Annotated in this window: 14 protein-coding genes; 7 read left to right on the top strand and 7 right to left on the bottom strand. The window is 45.3% G+C overall.

Annotated features, from left to right (window positions below):
• Window positions 1–110: 110 nt before the first annotated feature.
• Window positions 111–1,328 carry a mannose-6-phosphate isomerase, class I gene (manA, locus tag AB4558_RS15865; RefSeq protein ID WP_372158926.1) on the bottom strand — a complete coding sequence of 406 codons (1,218 nt, stop codon included), beginning with the start codon at window positions 1,326–1,328 and terminating at the stop codon, window positions 111–113.
• A gap of 116 nt (window positions 1,329–1,444) precedes the next feature.
• Complete coding sequence (locus tag AB4558_RS15860; protein WP_372158925.1) at window positions 1,445–3,349, bottom strand: fructose-specific PTS transporter subunit EIIC; 1,905 nt, start codon at window positions 3,347–3,349, stop codon at window positions 1,445–1,447.
• 377 nt (window positions 3,350–3,726) lie between these two features.
• Here AB4558_RS15860 and AB4558_RS15855 point away from each other — a divergent pair, with 377 nt between their 5' ends.
• Both AB4558_RS15855 and AB4558_RS15850 read left to right on the top strand, forming a co-directional pair.
• Window positions 3,727–4,566 carry a helix-turn-helix transcriptional regulator gene (locus AB4558_RS15855; protein WP_372158924.1) on the top strand — a complete coding sequence of 280 codons (840 nt, stop codon included), beginning with the start codon at window positions 3,727–3,729 and terminating at the stop codon, window positions 4,564–4,566.
• 563 nt (window positions 4,567–5,129) lie between these two features.
• Complete coding sequence (locus tag AB4558_RS15850; protein ID WP_372158923.1) at window positions 5,130–6,908, top strand: sodium:solute symporter family transporter; 1,779 nt, start codon at window positions 5,130–5,132, stop codon at window positions 6,906–6,908.
• 129 nt (window positions 6,909–7,037) lie between these two features.
• Here AB4558_RS15850 and AB4558_RS15845 read toward each other — a convergent pair whose 3' ends face one another.
• Window positions 7,038–7,811: a PTS sugar transporter subunit IIA gene (locus tag AB4558_RS15845; RefSeq protein WP_017061657.1), complete on the bottom strand. Its 774-nt coding sequence runs from the start codon at window positions 7,809–7,811 to the stop codon at window positions 7,038–7,040.
• Between the two features lie 7 nt (window positions 7,812–7,818).
• Window positions 7,819–8,121 (bottom strand): PTS fructose transporter subunit IIB, encoded by a 303-nt coding sequence (locus AB4558_RS15840; protein ID WP_017070485.1) that lies wholly within the window; start codon window positions 8,119–8,121, stop codon window positions 7,819–7,821.
• A 328-nt stretch (window positions 8,122–8,449) separates the two neighbouring features.
• Here AB4558_RS15840 and AB4558_RS15835 point away from each other — a divergent pair, with 328 nt between their 5' ends.
• Entirely contained in the window at window positions 8,450–10,315 is a 1,866-nt protein-coding gene (locus AB4558_RS15835) for a fructose-specific PTS transporter subunit EIIC (protein ID WP_372158922.1), read from the top strand.
• A gap of 126 nt (window positions 10,316–10,441) precedes the next feature.
• On the opposite strand, the gene AB4558_RS15830 is transcribed toward AB4558_RS15835, so the two are convergent.
• Entirely contained in the window at window positions 10,442–11,026 is a 585-nt protein-coding gene (locus AB4558_RS15830) for a TetR/AcrR family transcriptional regulator (protein WP_017076914.1), read from the bottom strand.
• Between the two features lie 139 nt (window positions 11,027–11,165).
• Entirely contained in the window at window positions 11,166–11,339 is a 174-nt protein-coding gene (locus tag AB4558_RS15825) for a hypothetical protein (protein ID WP_017061661.1), read from the bottom strand.
• A 495-nt stretch (window positions 11,340–11,834) separates the two neighbouring features.
• Between AB4558_RS15825 and AB4558_RS15820 the strand changes: the two genes are divergently transcribed.
• A complete protein-coding gene (locus AB4558_RS15820; protein WP_372158921.1) occupies window positions 11,835–13,814 on the top strand; it encodes a methyl-accepting chemotaxis protein in 1,980 nt (659 codons plus the stop codon).
• A 121-nt stretch (window positions 13,815–13,935) separates the two neighbouring features.
• Here the strand turns inward: AB4558_RS15820 and AB4558_RS15815 are convergent, their stop codons facing one another.
• Window positions 13,936–15,099: an amino acid permease gene (locus tag AB4558_RS15815; RefSeq protein WP_017061663.1), complete on the bottom strand. Its 1,164-nt coding sequence runs from the start codon at window positions 15,097–15,099 to the stop codon at window positions 13,936–13,938.
• 490 nt (window positions 15,100–15,589) lie between these two features.
• On the opposite strand from AB4558_RS15815, the gene AB4558_RS15810 reads away from it, so the two are divergent.
• The 3 genes from AB4558_RS15810 to AB4558_RS15800 all read left to right on the top strand — a co-directional run bounded on the left by AB4558_RS15810 (window position 15,590) and on the right by AB4558_RS15800 (window position 18,180).
• The gene (locus AB4558_RS15810; protein WP_372073834.1) at window positions 15,590–16,825 is read left to right on the top strand and encodes a MerR family transcriptional regulator; all 1,236 of its coding nucleotides are present in this window, start codon (window positions 15,590–15,592) and stop codon (window positions 16,823–16,825) included.
• On the top strand, window positions 16,826–17,395 hold the full coding sequence (locus AB4558_RS15805; protein WP_372112843.1) for a GNAT family N-acetyltransferase: 570 nt from the start codon (window positions 16,826–16,828) through the stop codon (window positions 17,393–17,395).
• A gap of 236 nt (window positions 17,396–17,631) precedes the next feature.
• A complete protein-coding gene (locus AB4558_RS15800) occupies window positions 17,632–18,180 on the top strand; it encodes a carboxymuconolactone decarboxylase family protein (protein WP_017061666.1) in 549 nt (182 codons plus the stop codon).
• Window positions 18,181–18,190: the final 10 nt, after the last annotated feature.

The raw sequence follows: 18,190 nt of genomic DNA, 5'->3' as shown, positions 1-18,190 counted from the left end.
CGGAAAGCCGCGATGAACCAGAAAAAAGCGGTAGGAACAAAAAAGCCCTGCAAAGCAGGGCATGATCAATGTTTGTATCTACTCGGGAGAGCTAGATTTACTCGATAGAGCTAGCTGTAAGCACGCGCTACACGTCCAACGCAATCCAGTTTGTAACTCTCAGCGTAAGCAGGAATGAATACCGATTGGCCTTTCTCTATCACGCAGGTTTCGCCGCATTGGTGAGTGAGCACCATGGATTCGTCGAGTGGTAATAGGATCTCGGCACCTTCGGTAGTGATCTGTCGTTGATGTGAGTTTTGCACGATAGAGAACTTAAAATCCTCGACTGGAATTTGGTATTCCATCACATCACCTTGCTCTATCGGGCTGAGCAGCAATCTATCCGCAGGCTTTTCATTGAATTGAGTACAAGAGACTAATTCATTGATATCCATGTACTTAGGCGTCAACCCTGCGCGAAGTACATTGTCTGAATTCGCCATCACTTCTAAGCCCGTACCTTTAATGTAAGCGTGCGGTGTCTCGGCATCAAGATACATGGCTTGCCCTGGTTTTAGGGTAATCACGTTCAACAGTAGCGGAGCAAACAGGCCTACATCACCCGGATATTGTTGTTCCAACTCTGAAATCAATTGGAACACAGGGGTATCTGAAAGCTTGGCCTTCATCAGTAACATGGTCAGCGCCATGCCTTTTTGTTCACCTTGCAACGACAATAAGCTCGCGAAGAAGCTGGCTAATCCATTGGGCGTTTGGTCGCCCGCGAGGTCATTAACCATAGAGTTTAGCTCTGGAATATCAAGATAATGGAAGTGCTCTAGGATCTCGCTGATCGACCTAAAGCCATTCATCGCGGTGTAGTCGGTTAGGGCATACACCAGTTCTGGCTTGTGGTTGGGATCTTTATAGTTGCGGTTGCCAGCTGTCATCGGAATGCCTTGCTGCTCTTCAAGAGCATAGCCAGATTCCGCTTGTTGCTTGTTCGGGTGAACTTGAACAGAGAGCGCTTTCTCCGCCGCTAACACCTTAAACAGATACGGAAGTTCACCAAAACGACTTGCGACTTTCTCGCTTAGAAACAAGTTTAGGTTCTTGGAAATAAGGTTCGACAACGTGGTTTGCTGACCATTGTCAGTGACCATCGAACAACCATTAGGGTGAGCGCCCATCCAGATCTCCGCTTGCGGCTCACCAGATTGGTTATCAATACCAAACAGTTGGCTGAACGAAGAAGGGCTACCCCATGCGTAGTTCTGAATCACGTTGGTCATCGGGTAGAAAAAGCGTTGTACGAACGAATCGTTCGCTAAAGAAAAATCAGACATCGAAATCACCATGAAGGGAAACATGGCTTGAGCTCTATTCGACCTATTTGCAACTAAAGTATTAGCGACTAAAAAAAGGAGAGTAGAAGGGCTCAAGCCATTGGAGTTGAAATGGCTTAAGCCGCTGCTGTCGTTAGCTTGGCTTTGCGTAGATTTTTAAGCGCGATACAAGTAACCGCAGTTACACCCGCACCAGATGCCATGCACAGCAGTGCTAGCAGTGGGTAGTTCATTGCGCCAAGTAGAGCGACCACTGGACCACCGTGAGCCACGCTGTTGGTAATACCAAACGAGAACGCCATTACCGCAGCTGTCATTGAACCAAGCACGTTGGCAGGGATAACCGACATCGGATCTTGAGCCGCGAAAGGAATCGCACCCTCAGAGATACCCACTAAGCCCATTGCGCCCGCTGCTTTACCCGCTTCAATTTCAGAAGATTCAAACAGGTCGAACTTGCGGCCAAGTCTGGTCGCGATAGCCATGCCTAGTGGAGCCACAGGAATTGCACACGCCATCGCACCCATGAACTGAGTTTGACCGCTGGCAATCATGCCGACTGAGAATAGGAACGCCACCTTGTTGAACGGGCCACCCATATCGAAACCAGCCATGCCACCTAATACGATGCCAAGCAGAACCACGTTACCTGTACTCATGCTCGTTAGCAGTGCAGTAAGAGCATCCATCAGCCCAGCGATAGGTGCGCCGATAACAAAAATGAACAGGCCTGCGATGAATAGAGAACCAGTGATCGGAGCGATCATGATAGGCACAAGCGGTTGAACGAATTTGTGGTAGTTAAACGACGTAATCCATTTAACGAAGTAGCCCACTAAAAGACCAGCGATGATTGCGCCAATGAAGCCTGTACCTGCGTCAGCGCCATAGAAAGAACCGTTGTTGGCAATCCAGCCGCCAATCAAACCAGGGGTTAGAGCAGGGCGGTCAGCAATCGCGTAAGCAATGTAGCCGGCTAAGATTGGGATCATCAGGGTGAAGGCAACCACACCAACTTCTAGGATTTGGTTCCACATGCTGCCAGCAGGAATCGCCATGCCAGACTCACTTGGCTCACCACCAATGGCTAGTGCTAAGGCAATCAAAAGACCGCCTGTCACCACGAATGGGATCATGTGAGATACGCCATTCATCAAGTAACGGTAAAGGTCTGAACGTGCTTGCGAAGCTTTCTCTGCAACAGATTGGTTGGTCGGTGCTTGTTCAGCTTGGTAGCTAGGTGCATTGAGCGCTTGCTGAATCAAGCCTTGCGCGTCTTTGATTGGCGCTTTTACGTTGGTGCTGATAACGCGTTTTCCGGCAAAGCGAGCCATGTCGACCTGTTTGTCACAAGCCACCACAATCGCATCTGCGCGTTCGATCTCTTCTTGAGTTGGGCTGTTCTTTACACCAATAGAACCGTTGGTTTCGACCTTGATGTCGTAGCCAAGAGCCGCTGCCCCTTTCTCTAGTGCTTCGGCTGCTAAATAAGTGTGTGCAACGCCAGCAGGGCAGCCAGTCACGCCAATGATGAAGCCTTGTTTCTCAATGTTGGTTTCCGTTTCTGATGGCTCAGGTTTGCTAAGCAGTAGTTCTAATGCTTGTTGTTCAGATTGAGCATTCATGAAGCTTTCGATAAAGCCTTCTTCAATCAGTTTTGAAGAAAGTTCTGCCAGTACTTCGATGTGGTGATTATCGCCGCCATCAGGAGAGGCAATCATGAAGAATAGTTTTGATGGCTGGCCGTCATCGGCGCCGTACTCGATACCCTGTTGATGGACACCGATAACAACCGCGGGTTTAATCACCGCAGCGCTTTTCGCGTGTGGTAGAGCAATACCTTCTTCAAATCCGGTATTACCTTGTTCTTCACGAGCCTTAATGTCGGCAAGAAACTGTGCTTTGTCTGAGATTCTGCCTTGTTCGTAAAGCACGTCTATCAGCTCTTTAAATACGTCTTCTTTTGAATTAGCGCTAAGCGAAAGCTTAATCAAATCTTGATTGATCAATGTCGTGATCATAATGAACCCCTACTCTGTTCTTATTTTGTTAGGGTATTCTGGAATCTACGGCTTACCTTCTGTAGTGAAGAAAAAATGCATTTACTGGATGATTGTTGCGTTATAAATGGAGTGTGATTTTGATCGGTCGGACGGGCGGTTTTAGCCCTATATTGACAAGGTTTGTCGTACATTGAAGCTTTTATTTATAAGGGCTACAGCGTGTTTTGTTATCTGGGGAATTACGTGCCTCATTGGTTTCTGTACTGGAAATTTATTTCTAAGACTGGATTTTTGTAACCTAGATCTCAAATTGTGATTTTGCTCAATAGCGCTATGTTTCAGTAACAGGTATATCTATTTCCGTAGCCTTATTGCTGCCCATAAGAGTTCGAATAATGATATTTCATGACTTAATCTCGTCGGTGTTAAATGAGCGAGAACCGTTTCATAACATCTGGTTTGCTGGAGATTTTCACACGCCATCCGCTTGCAGCTATCAGGTGAACTTTCCACGTTTAGAGCTGGTGCTAGATGGAGAGTATGTCAATGAAATGGAGAGTCATGATCGCAAGATCACCAACGTTATTGCCAAAGCCGGAGACGCGATTTTCATCCCACCCAACTGCTGGAATAAACCTAACTGGGATACTGACTGCTCGGTGCTGAGCATGTTGTTTGGGCGTCGTCAGCTTGGTTTAAGCTTAGTGAGTAAGCGCAAAGGGGAAGAGAGCTTTTACGATATTCAAAAGCACAGTATTCAGACTCGATCAGGGTTTGCGATTGATAACATCTTGGAGGCGCTTAGCTCGTTAGCGAGAGAGAGCAACAAGCAGCCGATGGATGAGTTATTACTGCAAGCTCTGCTCCAATACAGCAAGACGATGTTGGATGCGCCTGTCGAGAAATCTCACAGCCGCGTGCAGGATGTGTATCAAGGGATTTGTATCTACATTCAAGAGAATTTCCACCGTCAAATCACCCGAGACAGCATTGCCTCACGCTTTAGTATTTCATCCAATCACTTGTCGCGAATGTTCCGTCAGCAAGGCCACATGACGCTGGCAGAATACATCACCCGTGTGCGAATCGACCGCGCTAAGTTCATGCTCAAAAAGTACAACTTCAAGCTCAATGAAGTGGCATTACGTTGCGGCTTTAAAGATGTGAACTACTTCTGTCGCGTGTTTAAGAATCGCACAGGAAGAACGCCGACCGAATATCGTGGTTCAATCTAATATCCCTTCTAATTACCTTTCTGACCAGAGCTTATACGACCTAAATTTGTATGACTAGATCACCACAGTGAGCTCTGTGTTGTGGTGATCAATTTGCTTTGTGTTTTCCTCTGCTGTTTATTTCTACACCTTATTTCCAAACCTATCTTTAGGCACGTTCTCTATTTATCCCGTTTCACTAAATAAACCCAATTAATAACATTAAGGGTTCGCTTTGCGAGTTGCTTATTATTTTTCGTTGCCTATTTATTGAATTAAACGTGTGAGAGTTGATGTATTAACGCGATGCATTTAATGAATGCTAAGTAAATTAAAAACAACTTATCGAGACGACAAAATCTTGTTATTGTTGTCCAGTTTACTGATTGAAATGTTTATAAGTTATTGATTTTAAATGTTTACTTCGATTCGGCTTATTCTTTATTTACTAACGTGTAATTCATACCTCGAAATCAAATATTCAGGTTTATACGCCCCATCACAACCTTGACTTATAATACTACAAATTAAAAATTCTATAGATAATATGCTCTTCAGATATTCATCATAAAGAAGACTTATACATGGAACTCAATACTCTGATCGTAGGAATTTATTTCCTTTTCCTTATCGCAATAGGTTGGATGTTTAGAACGTTCACCAGTACAACCAGTGACTATTTCCGCGGGGGCGGTAACATGCTTTGGTGGATGGTTGGCGCGACTGCGTTTATGACTCAGTTCAGTGCTTGGACCTTCACTGGCGCAGCGGGTAAAGCGTATGCCGATGGTATGGCTGTCGCGGTTATCTTCTTAGCGAACGCATTTGGTTACTTGATGAACTACCTGTACTTTGCTCCGAAATTCCGTCAGCTACGCGTAGTAACGCCAATTGATGCGATTCGTATGCGTTTTGGTAGCTTCAACGAGCAAGTGTTTACTTGGTCTGGTATGCCGAACAGTATTGTTTCTGCGGGTATCTGGCTGAACGGTTTGGCGATCATCGCATCGGGCATCTTTGGCTTCGATATGACAACCACCATTATTCTGACGGGTCTTGTTGTACTTGTTATGTCGGTGACAGGCGGCTCTTGGGCGGTTATCGCGTCTGACTTCATGCAGATGGTTATTATCATGGCGGTAACCGTAACGTGTGCTGCAGTGGCTATCGTACAAGGTGGTGGTGTTACTGAAATCATCAACGATTTCCCTGTAGCAGAAGGCGCATCATTCGTTTCTGGTAACAATCTGAACTACGTAAGCATCTTCGGAATCTGGGCATTCTTCATTTTCTTCAAGCAGTTCAGTATCACCAACAACATGTTGAACTCTTACCGTTACCTAGCGGCAAAAGACTCAAAGAACGCGAAAAAAGCAGCACTGCTAGCATGTATTCTGATGACCATCGGTCCAATCATTTGGTTTATGCCACCTTGGTTCGTAGCAGGACAAGGCGTTGACCTGGCAGCACATTACCCAGATGCAGGTTCTAAAGCAGGCGACTTCGCTTACCTTTACTTCGTAGAGCAATACATGCCAGCAGGTATGGTAGGTCTTCTAATCGCAGCGATGTTTGCGGCAACCATGTCTTCTATGGACTCAGGCTTAAACCGTAACTCTGGTATCTTTGTAATCAATTTCTACCAACCGATTCTTCGTCCAAACGCGACAGAGAAAGAGCTGATGATTGTGTCTAAGTTGATGTCTACCTTCTTTGGTCTTGCCATCATCCTTATCGCGCTATTTATCAACTCGCTAAAAGGCTTGAGCCTGTTCGACACCATGATGTACGTGGGCGCATTAATCGGCTTCCCAATGACCATCCCTGCATTCTGTGGTTTCTTCCTTAAGAAGACTCCGGACTGGGCAGGTTGGGGTACGCTAGTGGTCGGTGCGATTGTGTCTTACATCGTTGGTTTCGTGATTACCGCTGAGATGCTACAAAACTTGTTCAACCTAGAGCCGCTAACGAGCCGTGAATGGTCTGACCTAAAAGTAGCAGTAGGCCTGATTGCACACTTAACATTTACTGCTGGCTTCTTCATTCTTTCGACTCTGTTCTACAAACCACTGGAAGCGTCTCGTCAGAAAGATGTTGATACCTTCTTCAACAACCTAGCGACACCATTGGTTTCTGAATCAACAGCACAGAAGAAACTGGATAACAAACAACGCCACATGCTGGGCTCACTGATCGCAGTGTCTGGTGTGGCAGTGATGGCGATGTTTGCTCTACCGAACCCATTCTGGGGAAGAATGATGTTCGTACTGTGTGGTGGTATCGTGTTCATCGTTGGTTTGCTGTTGGTGAAAGCTGTAGACGACTCGGTTGAGGATGCGAAACAAGAGAAAAAAACAGCTTAAGTTAGCTAACCAGTTAAACAAGTAATTGAACATAAAACGGCTGAGCTCTAATGCTCAGCCGTTTTTATTGTGTGAGAAAAAAAACGAGCTTAAAGGGTTGGTTAGACAGTCTGTTTGAGCTAGAGGAATTTAGATAAGACGAGATGAGATATACATTAGAAGAGCTTGTAGGTCGACACTGCTTCGAGTCTTTTGCAGACGTTCATTGACCTGATCGTGAAGCAGGTTTCGAGTTAGGTTGGTCGCCGCCACAATGTGCTCTCGCTGTGGCTTGGTTGGCAATACCAAAGCGATAGCTACATGCACTTCTCCGATACGTGATGCCCAGTCAATCGGGTCGTCACTGACGATGACCGCAATCGAGAGATCTTGAGTCGATTCAAACATCACATGCGGCAGTGCGATACCCGGTGACACGCAGGTTGAAGAGCGTTCCTCTCGCTTAATAAATGCCAGAATCAGTTCATCTGGGTCTTCTGGATAAACAAGGTGAGCGAGCCCTTTCAAGCATTCAAATTTGGTCAGTTGAGTTTGCGCCTTAGCGTGGTGCCATTTGATATCACAAGGTGGGCATATCTGTGGCATTCGCTGGATTAAATCGCTAGAGAATTCATGGTTCACTTGCGAACCAACCATGTCGTAATGCTCTGCAATTACGTCTTTGAGAACGAAACAGGCCAGCTCCGCATCAATACCAACCGCGGTTATCTGACACAAATCACCACGAAGTAAACCCACTTGCAGCATCGCGACGGATTTGGAGAGATCAGCGGTTCGATTTTGAGTGATGTTGATAATGCGGATGTTGCTTTTGAACTTCTTCGCTAAGCGAGTCAGGGGCTGCGCGACATGTGAGTTTGCGGCAGGATCGTTAACGAAGAAGGTGATCTGGTATTCGTTCATCAAAAGTTTAAGTTCGACAATGCTTAATAAAGACTTTATCGACACTCAACAATACCTCTTCCATTGGAACAAATACGGTTTTAGCTGGGTCAAATCGGCTTGGTTGTTCGATGTCGATATCAGAGACGATCAACACTTTGTCTGCGAGGGTAATATCTTGGGCGGTCAGTAAGTTTTCAATACCCATAGCGCCTTGCGTCTCTACCTTTATTGAAACGTTGAACTTAGGGGCTGTTTTATTTAGAGCATCAGCTGCCATATAAGTATGCGCAATGCCTGTAGGGCACGCAGTTACCGCTACAATTCTCATTATTATTCTCGGCTTAATCTCGTCCCTGTTACGTTACATAAGCTACCTTTCAGAAGCTACTTTGCACAAGCTATCTTGCATGGGAACTCCAGTATGGAGATCTCGCATGGGAGAGGGACGATATTGTTATGGGTTCTGTGGATTTTATGGATTGGCGTTTTTTATTCCAAGGTGAAAGTCACACTCTGAGTTCTTGGTTACAATAATCCAGTTAATGCACCTTTCGTCCTATATATTGAGTGCCTTCACACCGTTAATCTTTTCATCTTATTAACCTTATCACTTACGTAATTACTTCAGTCTGAAATCAGGCGAGGCAGAGCAGCATATGGATATCACCAACATTATCGAGCCCGAGATCATCTGCTTAGATTTACAAGCAGACTCAAAACAGGCGGTATTTGAAGAGCTTGTTGAACTGCTCGACCGTGCCGGTAAGCTCTCTAATAAACGTGAATTCATTAATGATATCTGGAAGCGTGAAGCCATCGGTAATACAGGCTTTGACGATGGTATTGCGATTCCACACGCGAAAAGCAGTGCCGTAGCTAAACCTGCTGTGGCGGTAGGTATCAGCCGCTCTGGCATCGATTATGGCGCAGATGGCGGCGAGCTGTCGGATGTGTTCTTTATGCTCGCTTCCCCAGACAACAACGACGACCACCATATCGAGGTTCTGGCTCAGATTTCGACCAGACTTATCGAAGATGGCTTTGTTACAAAATTAAAGGCAGTGGAGTCAGTCGAGGAAGCTCAAGAGCTGTTTCTTGAATCTAATTCAGAATCGTTCGATAGCTACGCCTCTAGCCATCATGAAGTGTATGTCGAGCCGCTCAGTCCTTGGGCGCAATCTCTTAATCGCCTCAAAGAACACTTGTTATACGGCACCTCACATATGATTCCTTTCGTGGTTGCAGGTGGTGTGCTTTTGTCTTTGTCGGTGATGATGTCGGGTCATGGCGCAGTACCTGAAAGCGGTGTTCTGGCTGACATCGCACAGATGGGTATTGCGGGGTTAACCCTGTTTACTGCCGTACTAGGCGGCTACATCGCCTACTCAATGGCTGACAAACCGGGTTTAGCGCCCGGAATGATTGGTTCTTGGGTTGCGGTCAATCAATACAACACAGGGTTCCTTGGTGCGATTGTGGTCGGCTTTTTCGCAGGCTTTGTGGTTAATCTACTCAAGAAGATCAAACTGCCAGACAGCATGATCTCGCTGAGCTCGATCTTCATCTATCCATTAGTCGGCACCTTTGTAACCTGTGGTGCGGTGATGTGGGTGATTGGCTCGCCGATTGCCCAAGTGATGCTAGAGATGAACCAAATGCTTACTGGTATGGCAGGCTCAGGAAAAGTGGTATTGGGCAGTATTTTAGGTGCAATGACGGCCTTTGATATGGGCGGCCCAATCAATAAAGTAGCAACGCTGTTTGCCCAGACTCAGGTGAATACTCAACCATGGTTGATGGGCGGTGTTGGTATTGCGATTTGTACACCACCACTAGGCATGGCACTGGCGACTTTCTTATCGCCGAAGAAATTTAAAAGAGACGAGCGTGAAGCGGGTAAAGCGGCGGGCATCATGGGAATGATCGGCATCAGTGAAGGCGCGATCCCATTCGCAGCAGCCGATCCAGCGCGCGTTCTGCCTGCAGTTGTTGCAGGTGGCATTGTCGGTAACGTGGTTGGCTTCATGTTCCATGTAGTGAACCATGCACCATGGGGCGGCTGGATTGTGCTGCCAGTGGTAGATGGCAAGATTGGTTATATCGTCGGCACACTAGCAGGTGCTCTAACGACAGCCCTGATCGTGATTCTTCTGAAGAAGAACGTGGTCGAAGGCGAAGCGAATTCTAATCAGTTCATGGGGAGCTCGGTAACGGAAGAAGGGCAAGCGGATGTATTGGCGATCACTTCGTGTCCGTCTGGTGTTGCCCACACTTTCTTGGCTGCGAAATCGTTAGAAAAGGCGGCGCATCATCTTGGGGTTCGGATTAAAGTCGAAACCCAAGGTGCCAACGGAATAGGTAATCGCATTACCCAGAAAGACATTGAAAAGGCGAGGTTGGTGATCTTTGCTCACGATGTGGCGATTAAAGAAGTTGAACGCTTTGCGAACGTGAAAACGCTAGATGTCAGCACCAAAGAGGCGATGCTTAATGCTCAGGCGTTGATCATGAGAAAGGTGTAACTCTTTAAGCCGCAAAGTTTATCATCTATAAAGTTAACTAGCTCAAAACTAAAAAGACTCCGCTCAGGCCGGTTAAGGTGAAAGTGGAGTCTTTTTGTATCGCTTTCTAATGTATAAGTTCAGCCCTCAAAAAGGGTGGTACTTAAAGACGTCTTCAACCATTGAGTTGAGCAAATCGATATCGTCACAGGTTTTGGCGTAGGTACGCAGGCCTGCTATTTGGACCTGAACATGACGAGCAAGTTGAGTCGGTTCGCGCTCTTTGCTTATTTCACCCAATTCTTGTGATTCTGCAATCAGCTTGGCGAATTCACCTTCCATGATCTTGAGTGATTTCTTTGCTTCTGCTAATAACTCTGCGTGTTCATCAGTTAGCTCTGCGACCGTTTTAGCCAACATACACATGCCATTTGGCGAACTTTGTTTCGATTCGACAACGGCGCGTTTTACGAAATTTTCGAGCGCTTTGATAGGCGATTCGGTTTCACTGCGGAAGCGGTTCAGGTTGAGGATGCCAAGTTCGGTATAGCGAGCAAGTGTCTCTTTAAACAAACCTTCTTTGCTGCCGAACGTCGCGTAGATGCTGCCCGGACGCATATCAATCACGTCTTGCAGGTTGCGCATAGAAGTCGCGTGAAAGCCCTTTTCCCAATACAGGTTCGTTGCTTTATCTACTACGTCTTGTCTATCGAACTTAGCGGTCTTAGCCATAACATCTACTTTATTAATCTGAACATATGTTCAATATTTTATGCTGAACGCCCGTTCTAGTAAAGGTGTGTTTGGCTGCTTTACATAGGCTTAGAACATCAAAGAGTTAATAAAACATCCCGATCATCAGGAAATTATCTTAATCATCAATCACTTCTACGGTCTTGTGCTGAGCACCGTAGTAGGTGCCTTCATCGATGGTGTACATCAATGTTGCCTCGCACTCTGGACAATCGAATTCCTCATTGGGTTCAATGGCCGCTTCTTCTACCCATTCCCAACCGATATGTTCTTCGCAAGCGGGACAATCCATACAATATCTCTCATTTGTTGTCGCATATTTATTGCGAATCTCTAATTTAATAATTCGGCATTATACATATTTAGTTAACGAGGAATAGACAGTTAATCAGCGCAGAATAGGGAGTTGGTTAGTTGTGAATCAATCGCTGGTGAGCGTTGAATCTATAGTTAGTTCTGAATATATCGTTTTCTCTGAGCATATAATTGGTGCAGGCCTACCCCTTTTGGGTAGTTAAAATGTGTCATATTTCAGTCGCTTACGTCAATAAAATGTTGTTGCACGTGTTTTTGGTATCGTTAGGTCGCTTAGCTAACAGTTTTATCGGTAAATCAATGTATTTTGTAAGGTTAAATGTTACCTTCATCGCATCGCGATCTGTGTGGCATGGTAATTGATGCACATTGATCAAGTTGAATAATTATACAGTCACAATTGAGGCGCATCTTATTAAGGATGTGCGAGTTAGATGACTGAAAAGATTTGTTAGCTGCTAGGGAAATGATAATGAAATTAACCGATATGTCTTTTAAGCAAAAAATCATCGCTTTGCTTATTTTACCGATCTTGGGATTTCTATGGCTTAGCGTTTCTGCGATTTCAAAAGGCGTAGAAACCACCAGTGAATTGTCTTCATTAAACCAACTTACCCGTTTGTCGGTTGTGTACAGTGAACTTGTGCATGAGTTACAAAAAGAGCGTGGAATGACGGCTGGGTTTATCGGCTCACAGGGCACTAAGTTTGTCAGTGAACTACGTGCACAAAGAGCCAGTGCAGATAATAGACGTAATCTGAAAACCGAATACTGGCAATCTGCTGAAATCGATTTACCGCAGATCACTCGGCTGAACACTGAAATAAGCCAAAGCCTAAATCAAATTACTTCTATTCGAAATCGAGTGGATTCTCAATCGATTCCTCTGTCTGAAGCTTTGGGTTACTACACCAAACTTAATGCAAAGCTGCTGAGCGTATCGGCGTTAATTGCTGAGCTTAGCTCTGATGCTACCATCACCACAGAAACCATCGCTTACTACAACTTTTTACAAGGTAAAGAGCGAGCGGGTATCGAGCGTGCTGTCCTCAACAACACTTTCTCTAAAAATGAATTTGGCCCAGGCATGTTGGTTAAATTCATCTCTTTGGTGACTGAGCAAAATACCTACTTCTCAAACTTTGAGGTATTGAGCACCCCAGCTAACGTTCGTTTCTTTGAACAGCAATTGAATGATCGTTCGGTGGCAGAAGTAGAAAAGCTTCGTGGTTTGGCTGAATCTAAGATGAGCGGTTTTGATGTTGATCCTGTGTACTGGTTCTCGCAATCTACCGCTCGTATTGTTCAGCTAAAGAAAACAGAAAACCACCTAGCAGAGTCACTTATCGCACTGACAGAGAAAAAAATGTCAGAGGCGCAGTCTGCGATGATGATGAGTATAGGTCTGTTTGCCTTGATTACTTTGTTCGCGACCTTCGTGAGCTATAAGGCGATCAGCGACCTGACGATGAGAGTAAAAGATCTTACAGTGATGTTGTCTAAGGTTCGTAATGACAACGACTTAACAGTTCGCGCTAAGTTTGTTGGCAACAGCGAGCTTGGACTGATCTCTTCGGCACTCAACGAAACGCTAGAGAAGTTTTCGAATGTCATCGATAACTTGTCTCAATCGAGTTTGACCTTGGCTTCTGCCGCTGAAGAAACCTCACAAACCTGTCACTACAATTCGAACACGCTAGTGCAACAACAAGACCAAATTGGCTTGGTTGCAACGGCGACAGAAGAGCTATCGGCAACGGTGAACGAAGTCGCGGCGAAAACACAGCAGACAGCTAGCTCCGCTAAAATGGTCGATGAGCAGTCGCAAGAAGGTTTGAGTACAGTTCAGGATTCTTATCACTCGATTGAAAAACTGGCAACTGAAATTAATGACCTCGCTGAAAAGATCACGCACCTACACGAAAGCAGCAACAACATTAACAGTGTGATTGATGTGATTAAGTCGGTAGCAGAACAAACCAACCTACTTGCATTGAACGCGGCAATTGAAGCGGCTCGTGCGGGTGAGCAAGGTCGTGGATTTGCGGTCGTTGCCGATGAAGTTCGCACGCTAGCGCAGCGCACTCAACAGTCGACAGCTGAAATTGAAGGTTTCATCAGCTCGCTACAGTCTGATGTGCAAACCGCGTTTAATGTGATTGATAACAGCCAGAAGATGTCATCTAAAGCGGTTGAGGATTCAAAAGAGGTGGAACACACCTTACAAGGTATCTCAGCATCGGTAAGCGAGATCTTTAGCATGACAGAGCAGATCGCAACCGCAACCGAAGAGCAAGCGGTAGTGACTCAAGACATTGCTCAGAACGTAATGGCAGTAGAGCAGAAGTCGACAGAATCTACGACAGGTGCAACGCAAATAGCTGCAACAGCCAAAGAACAAGCTCAGTTAGCAGCTTCATTGAAAGATATTGCGAGTACGTTTAAGAGCTAACTAGCAAGCACTCCAATAAGAAGTAAAATGCCCGTTAGTCTCTACTTTTAATAGCAGGACTAACGGGCTATTTGTATCTGCTGTCTTCTAAATGGCAACAGATAGTCCATTCAATGGGGATCTACCCCATAAACCAAGACACGAAAATCAACGCACCAAAACCAAATGTCGCCATTAATGCCGTGTCGCCACCGGCTGCTGTGTAGCTGCCTTCGGTTTGTAGGTGAGGGAAGTCAGGTCTGCGAACCTTAACTACCATTGCGAGTGGGCCCCAGATAGCTAGGAACACCAGGACCATGCCTGCATAGTCCAGCATGCTTACAAACTGGCTAGCGAACAGCTCAGCTAATACCAAAGGTAAGATGAAGGTTAGCGCATAAGCCAACGCTTTGTTGTTGGTCACCGCATCTTTGTTTTGGTCGTAAAGCGCCATCGACACGCCGAGGAAAGAAGTCACCAAGGCCAGAGCAGAGAACAGAGCGATCACCACTTTCAACCAAGCAGATTGGCCGCTGAACGCAGAGATCAACTCAGAGATATTGTGGAACTGGCTTATCGCGTCTGTGCCAAGGTTGCCGATAATCGCGAATAACCAAGTTAGGTAGCAAATTAATGGAATCACTGAGCCTAGCAGAATCATATTGCGGATCTGCTTTTGAGTTGCTTCACGGTTGTAGATAACCAGTGACGGGATCACCACCATAGAGGCAAAGCTAGTAAAGATAACTGCGCTGTATTGCACCACGTCGTTGGCCGTGTATTGGCTGGTTTGAGTTAGGTAATCAAGGCGAATGTTGCTAAATAATGACGCGATAACGATAAACAGCATCACGACCATCAAGATGAATAGCCCGCGATTCAGTTTGTCGATATAAGACTTGCCCGAGACGACGATAGCACCCATCAATAGGCTGAAAATGGTATACGCAACGGATGCTGATACATCGACACCAACGTCGAGCAGTAGCTTATGAATGATGTCACCGACACCCAAGATATAAGCGATGAGCATGCACACCAGCAGTAGGTAAAAAAGTGCATTGATAAAGTGTTTACCTTTGCTGCCCAGAGTGAGGTAAGCAACACTGCTCATGCCACTGTTGTCTTTGGTTTTAGTACACGCTTCTGCCAGTAGGAGTGCAGAGTAAGTGGTGCCGATAAAGATAAGTAGCATCAGCACTGAGCTGATCATGAAGCCAAATTGAGCCAACACCATGGGAATAGCGAGCATGCCTGCCCCTAATGCAGTTCCTGACAGAATCAAAGAACTGCCGAATAATTTCATATTCAAGAAAAACAACCTCAAGCGATCCAATTAAATTTTGTTTGGATTGTAAATAATTGTTTCCAAGACTAACAAAATACTCAGTAAAGTTAGGGGTTAATTTCTAATAAATTTTGAATTTTTCTAAAAAATTTAAGCAGGAATTTCTGGTGTATATGTGTGGTTGATTTAAGTATTCACTCGGTGAGTTTATTTATCGTTTAGTTAACGTTCGTCCATTATTGAATGATTTAGAAATTGGCAAAATTCAGTTAAAAAGAAGTATGTTTATGAGCTAATTGTTTTCAATTCATCAAGTTTAATACTTCTCCTTTCCTGAATCCCGTTCAGGCAATGTCGATGACTAACCGTTCTATGGGTAAAAGACACGCTCAGATCGCTTTATCAATTTGAAGGTAAATAGGTAAAGAACGAGAAAAGTGTCGAAAATTCTGTTGACCTGACTACAACTTCATAGTTTATCTTTACTACTGAAATGAGGGAGAAGTGGATGTATCGCATATCTGAATTAGCGGAGCTCGTTGGCCTGAGCCGTTCAACGCTTTTGTACTATGGAAAGTTGGGTTTGATAGAAGCTCAACGCACCAATAATGGTTATCGAAGTTATTCCGAACGCGACTTGCAGCGTGTGAAATTGTTGCAGCAGTTACAAGCGGGTGGACTGACGTTGAAAGAGTGTCAGGCGTGTTTGGATGCCAAGGTTGACCGCTCCTTGTTACAAAACCGACTCGAACAATTGGACGAAGAGATCGCTCAGAAACAGCGTTCGAGAGATCTTTTATCGGCCTTGTTAGGCGAGAGTGGTTTGCAAGATTGGCATGAATCGATGGACAAGGTGGCGCCTGATGCGCATCTCGATTGGCTCATTAAGCAAGGCTTTGATGAGAAGCAAGCACTGCGACTGAAATGGCTTTCAAAAGACATGAACGATCATGACCAGTACATGGCGGATTTTGAGGTGATCTTTGAGGGTTTACAGCGTTTAGGGCCAGGAACAGCGGAAGATACTTTAGCGGCGTTGGTACACGTTTCGGTTTCTCCTAAACGTGTGCTTGAGATCGGTTGTGGTAAAGGTATTGCCACCTCTGTGTTAGCGAAAGCCTTAGTAGAACATCAAGTGGATGTGCAAATAACGGCGGTAGATAATGATCAACCGAGTTTAGATGTTCTGACTCAGCAAGCACAGGTTCTTGGCTTAGAAAGCAACGTCAAAACCGTATGCGCGAGCATGATGGATCTGCCGTTTGAAGCTAAGTCGTTTGACCTAATTTGGTCGGAAGGCAGCGCTTACATCATGGGTGTTGAAAAGGCGCTAAAGCAGTGGCGAAATTTACTCAGTGATGACGGCATATTGGTCGTTAATGATTTGGTGTGGAATACCGAACAACCTAACGAATCGAGCAAAGCGTTCTGGCAAAAAGAGTATCCAGACATGACGACGGTATCCGAGCGAATTAAACAGGCACAAGCTGCGGGTTATGAAGTCTTGGAGCACTTTGCACTGAGCGATGCTGGTTGGCTTGCGTATTACCAGCCCTTTCAAAAGCGAGTAGAAGCGCTTAAAGCAACGATGCCGAACTCAAAAGCGCTCGTAGATTGCGACAATGAAGTTAAACAATTTTTCGATAGCAACACATCAAAGAACGGCTTGGATCAACAGCCTTCGAAAGGTTCTGAACAACGTGATTTTGATTATCAGTTCTTTGTGCTCAAGAAATTAAAGTAAGTGAGTAACACCATGAAATTTAGACAATATAATTCAAGCGAAATCGAAACGATCACTCAAGTTTTCACTCAAACCTTTACGGATTCAGAAGGCGAGAACGAAGGTAAAACCGTGGGTATGCTTGCCAACGACCTTTTAACGACTACAGCCCCGACAGAGCTACTTTGCTTTGTCGCTGAAGACGATTCTAGTGAGTCGGATGTGGATAGCACGATTGTGGGTGCGATTATCTTTACGCCGCTTTCATTTGATGATGAAACCAAGGCATATTTGCTTTCGCCAGTCGCGGTGAGCACTCAGATGCAAAAGCGTGGTATTGGTCAGCGCCTGATTAACTTCGGTTTGCAGTTTCTAAAAGAGCAGGGTATTGAGCTTGCAGTGACGTACGGTGATCCTGACTACTATTCAAAAGTGGGCTTTGGGCAAATTACCGTTGAGCAGGTCCCAGCGCCCTTTGAATTGAGTTTCCCTCACGGTTGGTTGGCTCAATTGTTAACTGGTGGTGAAATCAAAGTAACAAGTGGCAAGTCGAGTTGTGTTAAAGGCTTGGCTCACGCAGAATATTGGTAGCCGCTTGCAAAAAATTGAGAAAAAGAGAAAGCCCATCAGGTGTTGCCTGTTGGGCTTTCTCGTTATGAACAAAAGATATCCGTCAGGCTTCAATGTACAGTTTGAACGAGTGTTCAAAATAACACTTGAACGATCGTTCTTGTTTGATCTATATTGTTTTCACACCAACGGAGAACATTCATTAATTGCTCCGTGATTGAATAACTTTAGAACCGAAAATTGATAGGGATAGAGCAATGAGCAACTTCAAAATTCACTCAGTAGAATCCGCGCCAGAGCAAAGCCAACCTATTCTTGAGGGCGCTAAAAAGCAGATGGGCAGAGTGCCGGGCTTGTTTGGTGTGTTGGCTGAATCTCCAAACACACTTAAGGCTTACACCCAGCTTCATCAGGCATTTAGTGACTCATCTTTCGATGCTGAAGAGCTAACGGTTGTTTGGCAAACCATCAACGTTGAACACGAATGTCACTACTGCGTTCCAGCGCACACAGGTATCGCACATTCAATGAAGGTTGATCCTGCAATCACCGAAGCACTGCGTAATCGCACGGCTCTACCCACTGAAAAATTGCAAGCACTGCATGATTTTACGCTGAGCATGGTGCGTAACCGCGGCAATGTGCCTGAAAGTGAAATGGCAGCATTTTTCGAAGCGGGCTACGGTCAACAACAAGTGTTAGAAGTGATTCTTGGCCTGTCTCAGAAAGTGATCAGTAATTACGTAAACCACGTTGCTAAAACGCCAGTCGACAAAGTATTTGAACAGTTCGCTTGGCAAGGTTAATTACCGTTAA

It is taken from the genome of Vibrio sp. 10N.222.51.C5 (genome assembly GCF_041474575.1).
In the GTDB taxonomy this organism is placed as follows: domain Bacteria; phylum Pseudomonadota; class Gammaproteobacteria; order Enterobacterales; family Vibrionaceae; genus Vibrio; species Vibrio crassostreae_C.
Note: the sequence above shows the minus strand (reverse complement) of the source record. Positions and strands in the feature narration are given on the sequence as shown.

Coding starts and splice junctions, on each gene's coding strand:
- AB4558_RS15815 (WP_017061663.1), bottom strand. CDS start 15,099: ATGAAATTATTCGGCAGTTCTTTGATTCTGTCAGGAACTGCATTAGGG.
- AB4558_RS15810 (WP_372073834.1), top strand. CDS start 15,590: ATGTATCGCATATCTGAATTAGCGGAGCTCGTTGGCCTGAGCCGTTCA.
- AB4558_RS15840 (WP_017070485.1), bottom strand. CDS start 8,121: ATGAGAATTGTAGCGGTAACTGCGTGCCCTACAGGCATTGCGCATACT.
- manA (WP_372158926.1), bottom strand. CDS start 1,328: ATGTCTGATTTTTCTTTAGCGAACGATTCGTTCGTACAACGCTTTTTC.
- AB4558_RS15860 (WP_372158925.1), bottom strand. CDS start 3,349: ATGATCACGACATTGATCAATCAAGATTTGATTAAGCTTTCGCTTAGC.
- AB4558_RS15830 (WP_017076914.1), bottom strand. CDS start 11,026: ATGGCTAAGACCGCTAAGTTCGATAGACAAGACGTAGTAGATAAAGCA.
- AB4558_RS15845 (WP_017061657.1), bottom strand. CDS start 7,811: ATGAACGAATACCAGATCACCTTCTTCGTTAACGATCCTGCCGCAAAC.
- AB4558_RS15800 (WP_017061666.1), top strand. CDS start 17,632: ATGAGCAACTTCAAAATTCACTCAGTAGAATCCGCGCCAGAGCAAAGC.
- AB4558_RS15850 (WP_372158923.1), top strand. CDS start 5,130: ATGGAACTCAATACTCTGATCGTAGGAATTTATTTCCTTTTCCTTATC.
- AB4558_RS15835 (WP_372158922.1), top strand. CDS start 8,450: ATGGATATCACCAACATTATCGAGCCCGAGATCATCTGCTTAGATTTA.
- AB4558_RS15820 (WP_372158921.1), top strand. CDS start 11,835: ATGAAATTAACCGATATGTCTTTTAAGCAAAAAATCATCGCTTTGCTT.
- AB4558_RS15855 (WP_372158924.1), top strand. CDS start 3,727: ATGATATTTCATGACTTAATCTCGTCGGTGTTAAATGAGCGAGAACCG.
- AB4558_RS15825 (WP_017061661.1), bottom strand. CDS start 11,339: ATGGATTGTCCCGCTTGCGAAGAACATATCGGTTGGGAATGGGTAGAA.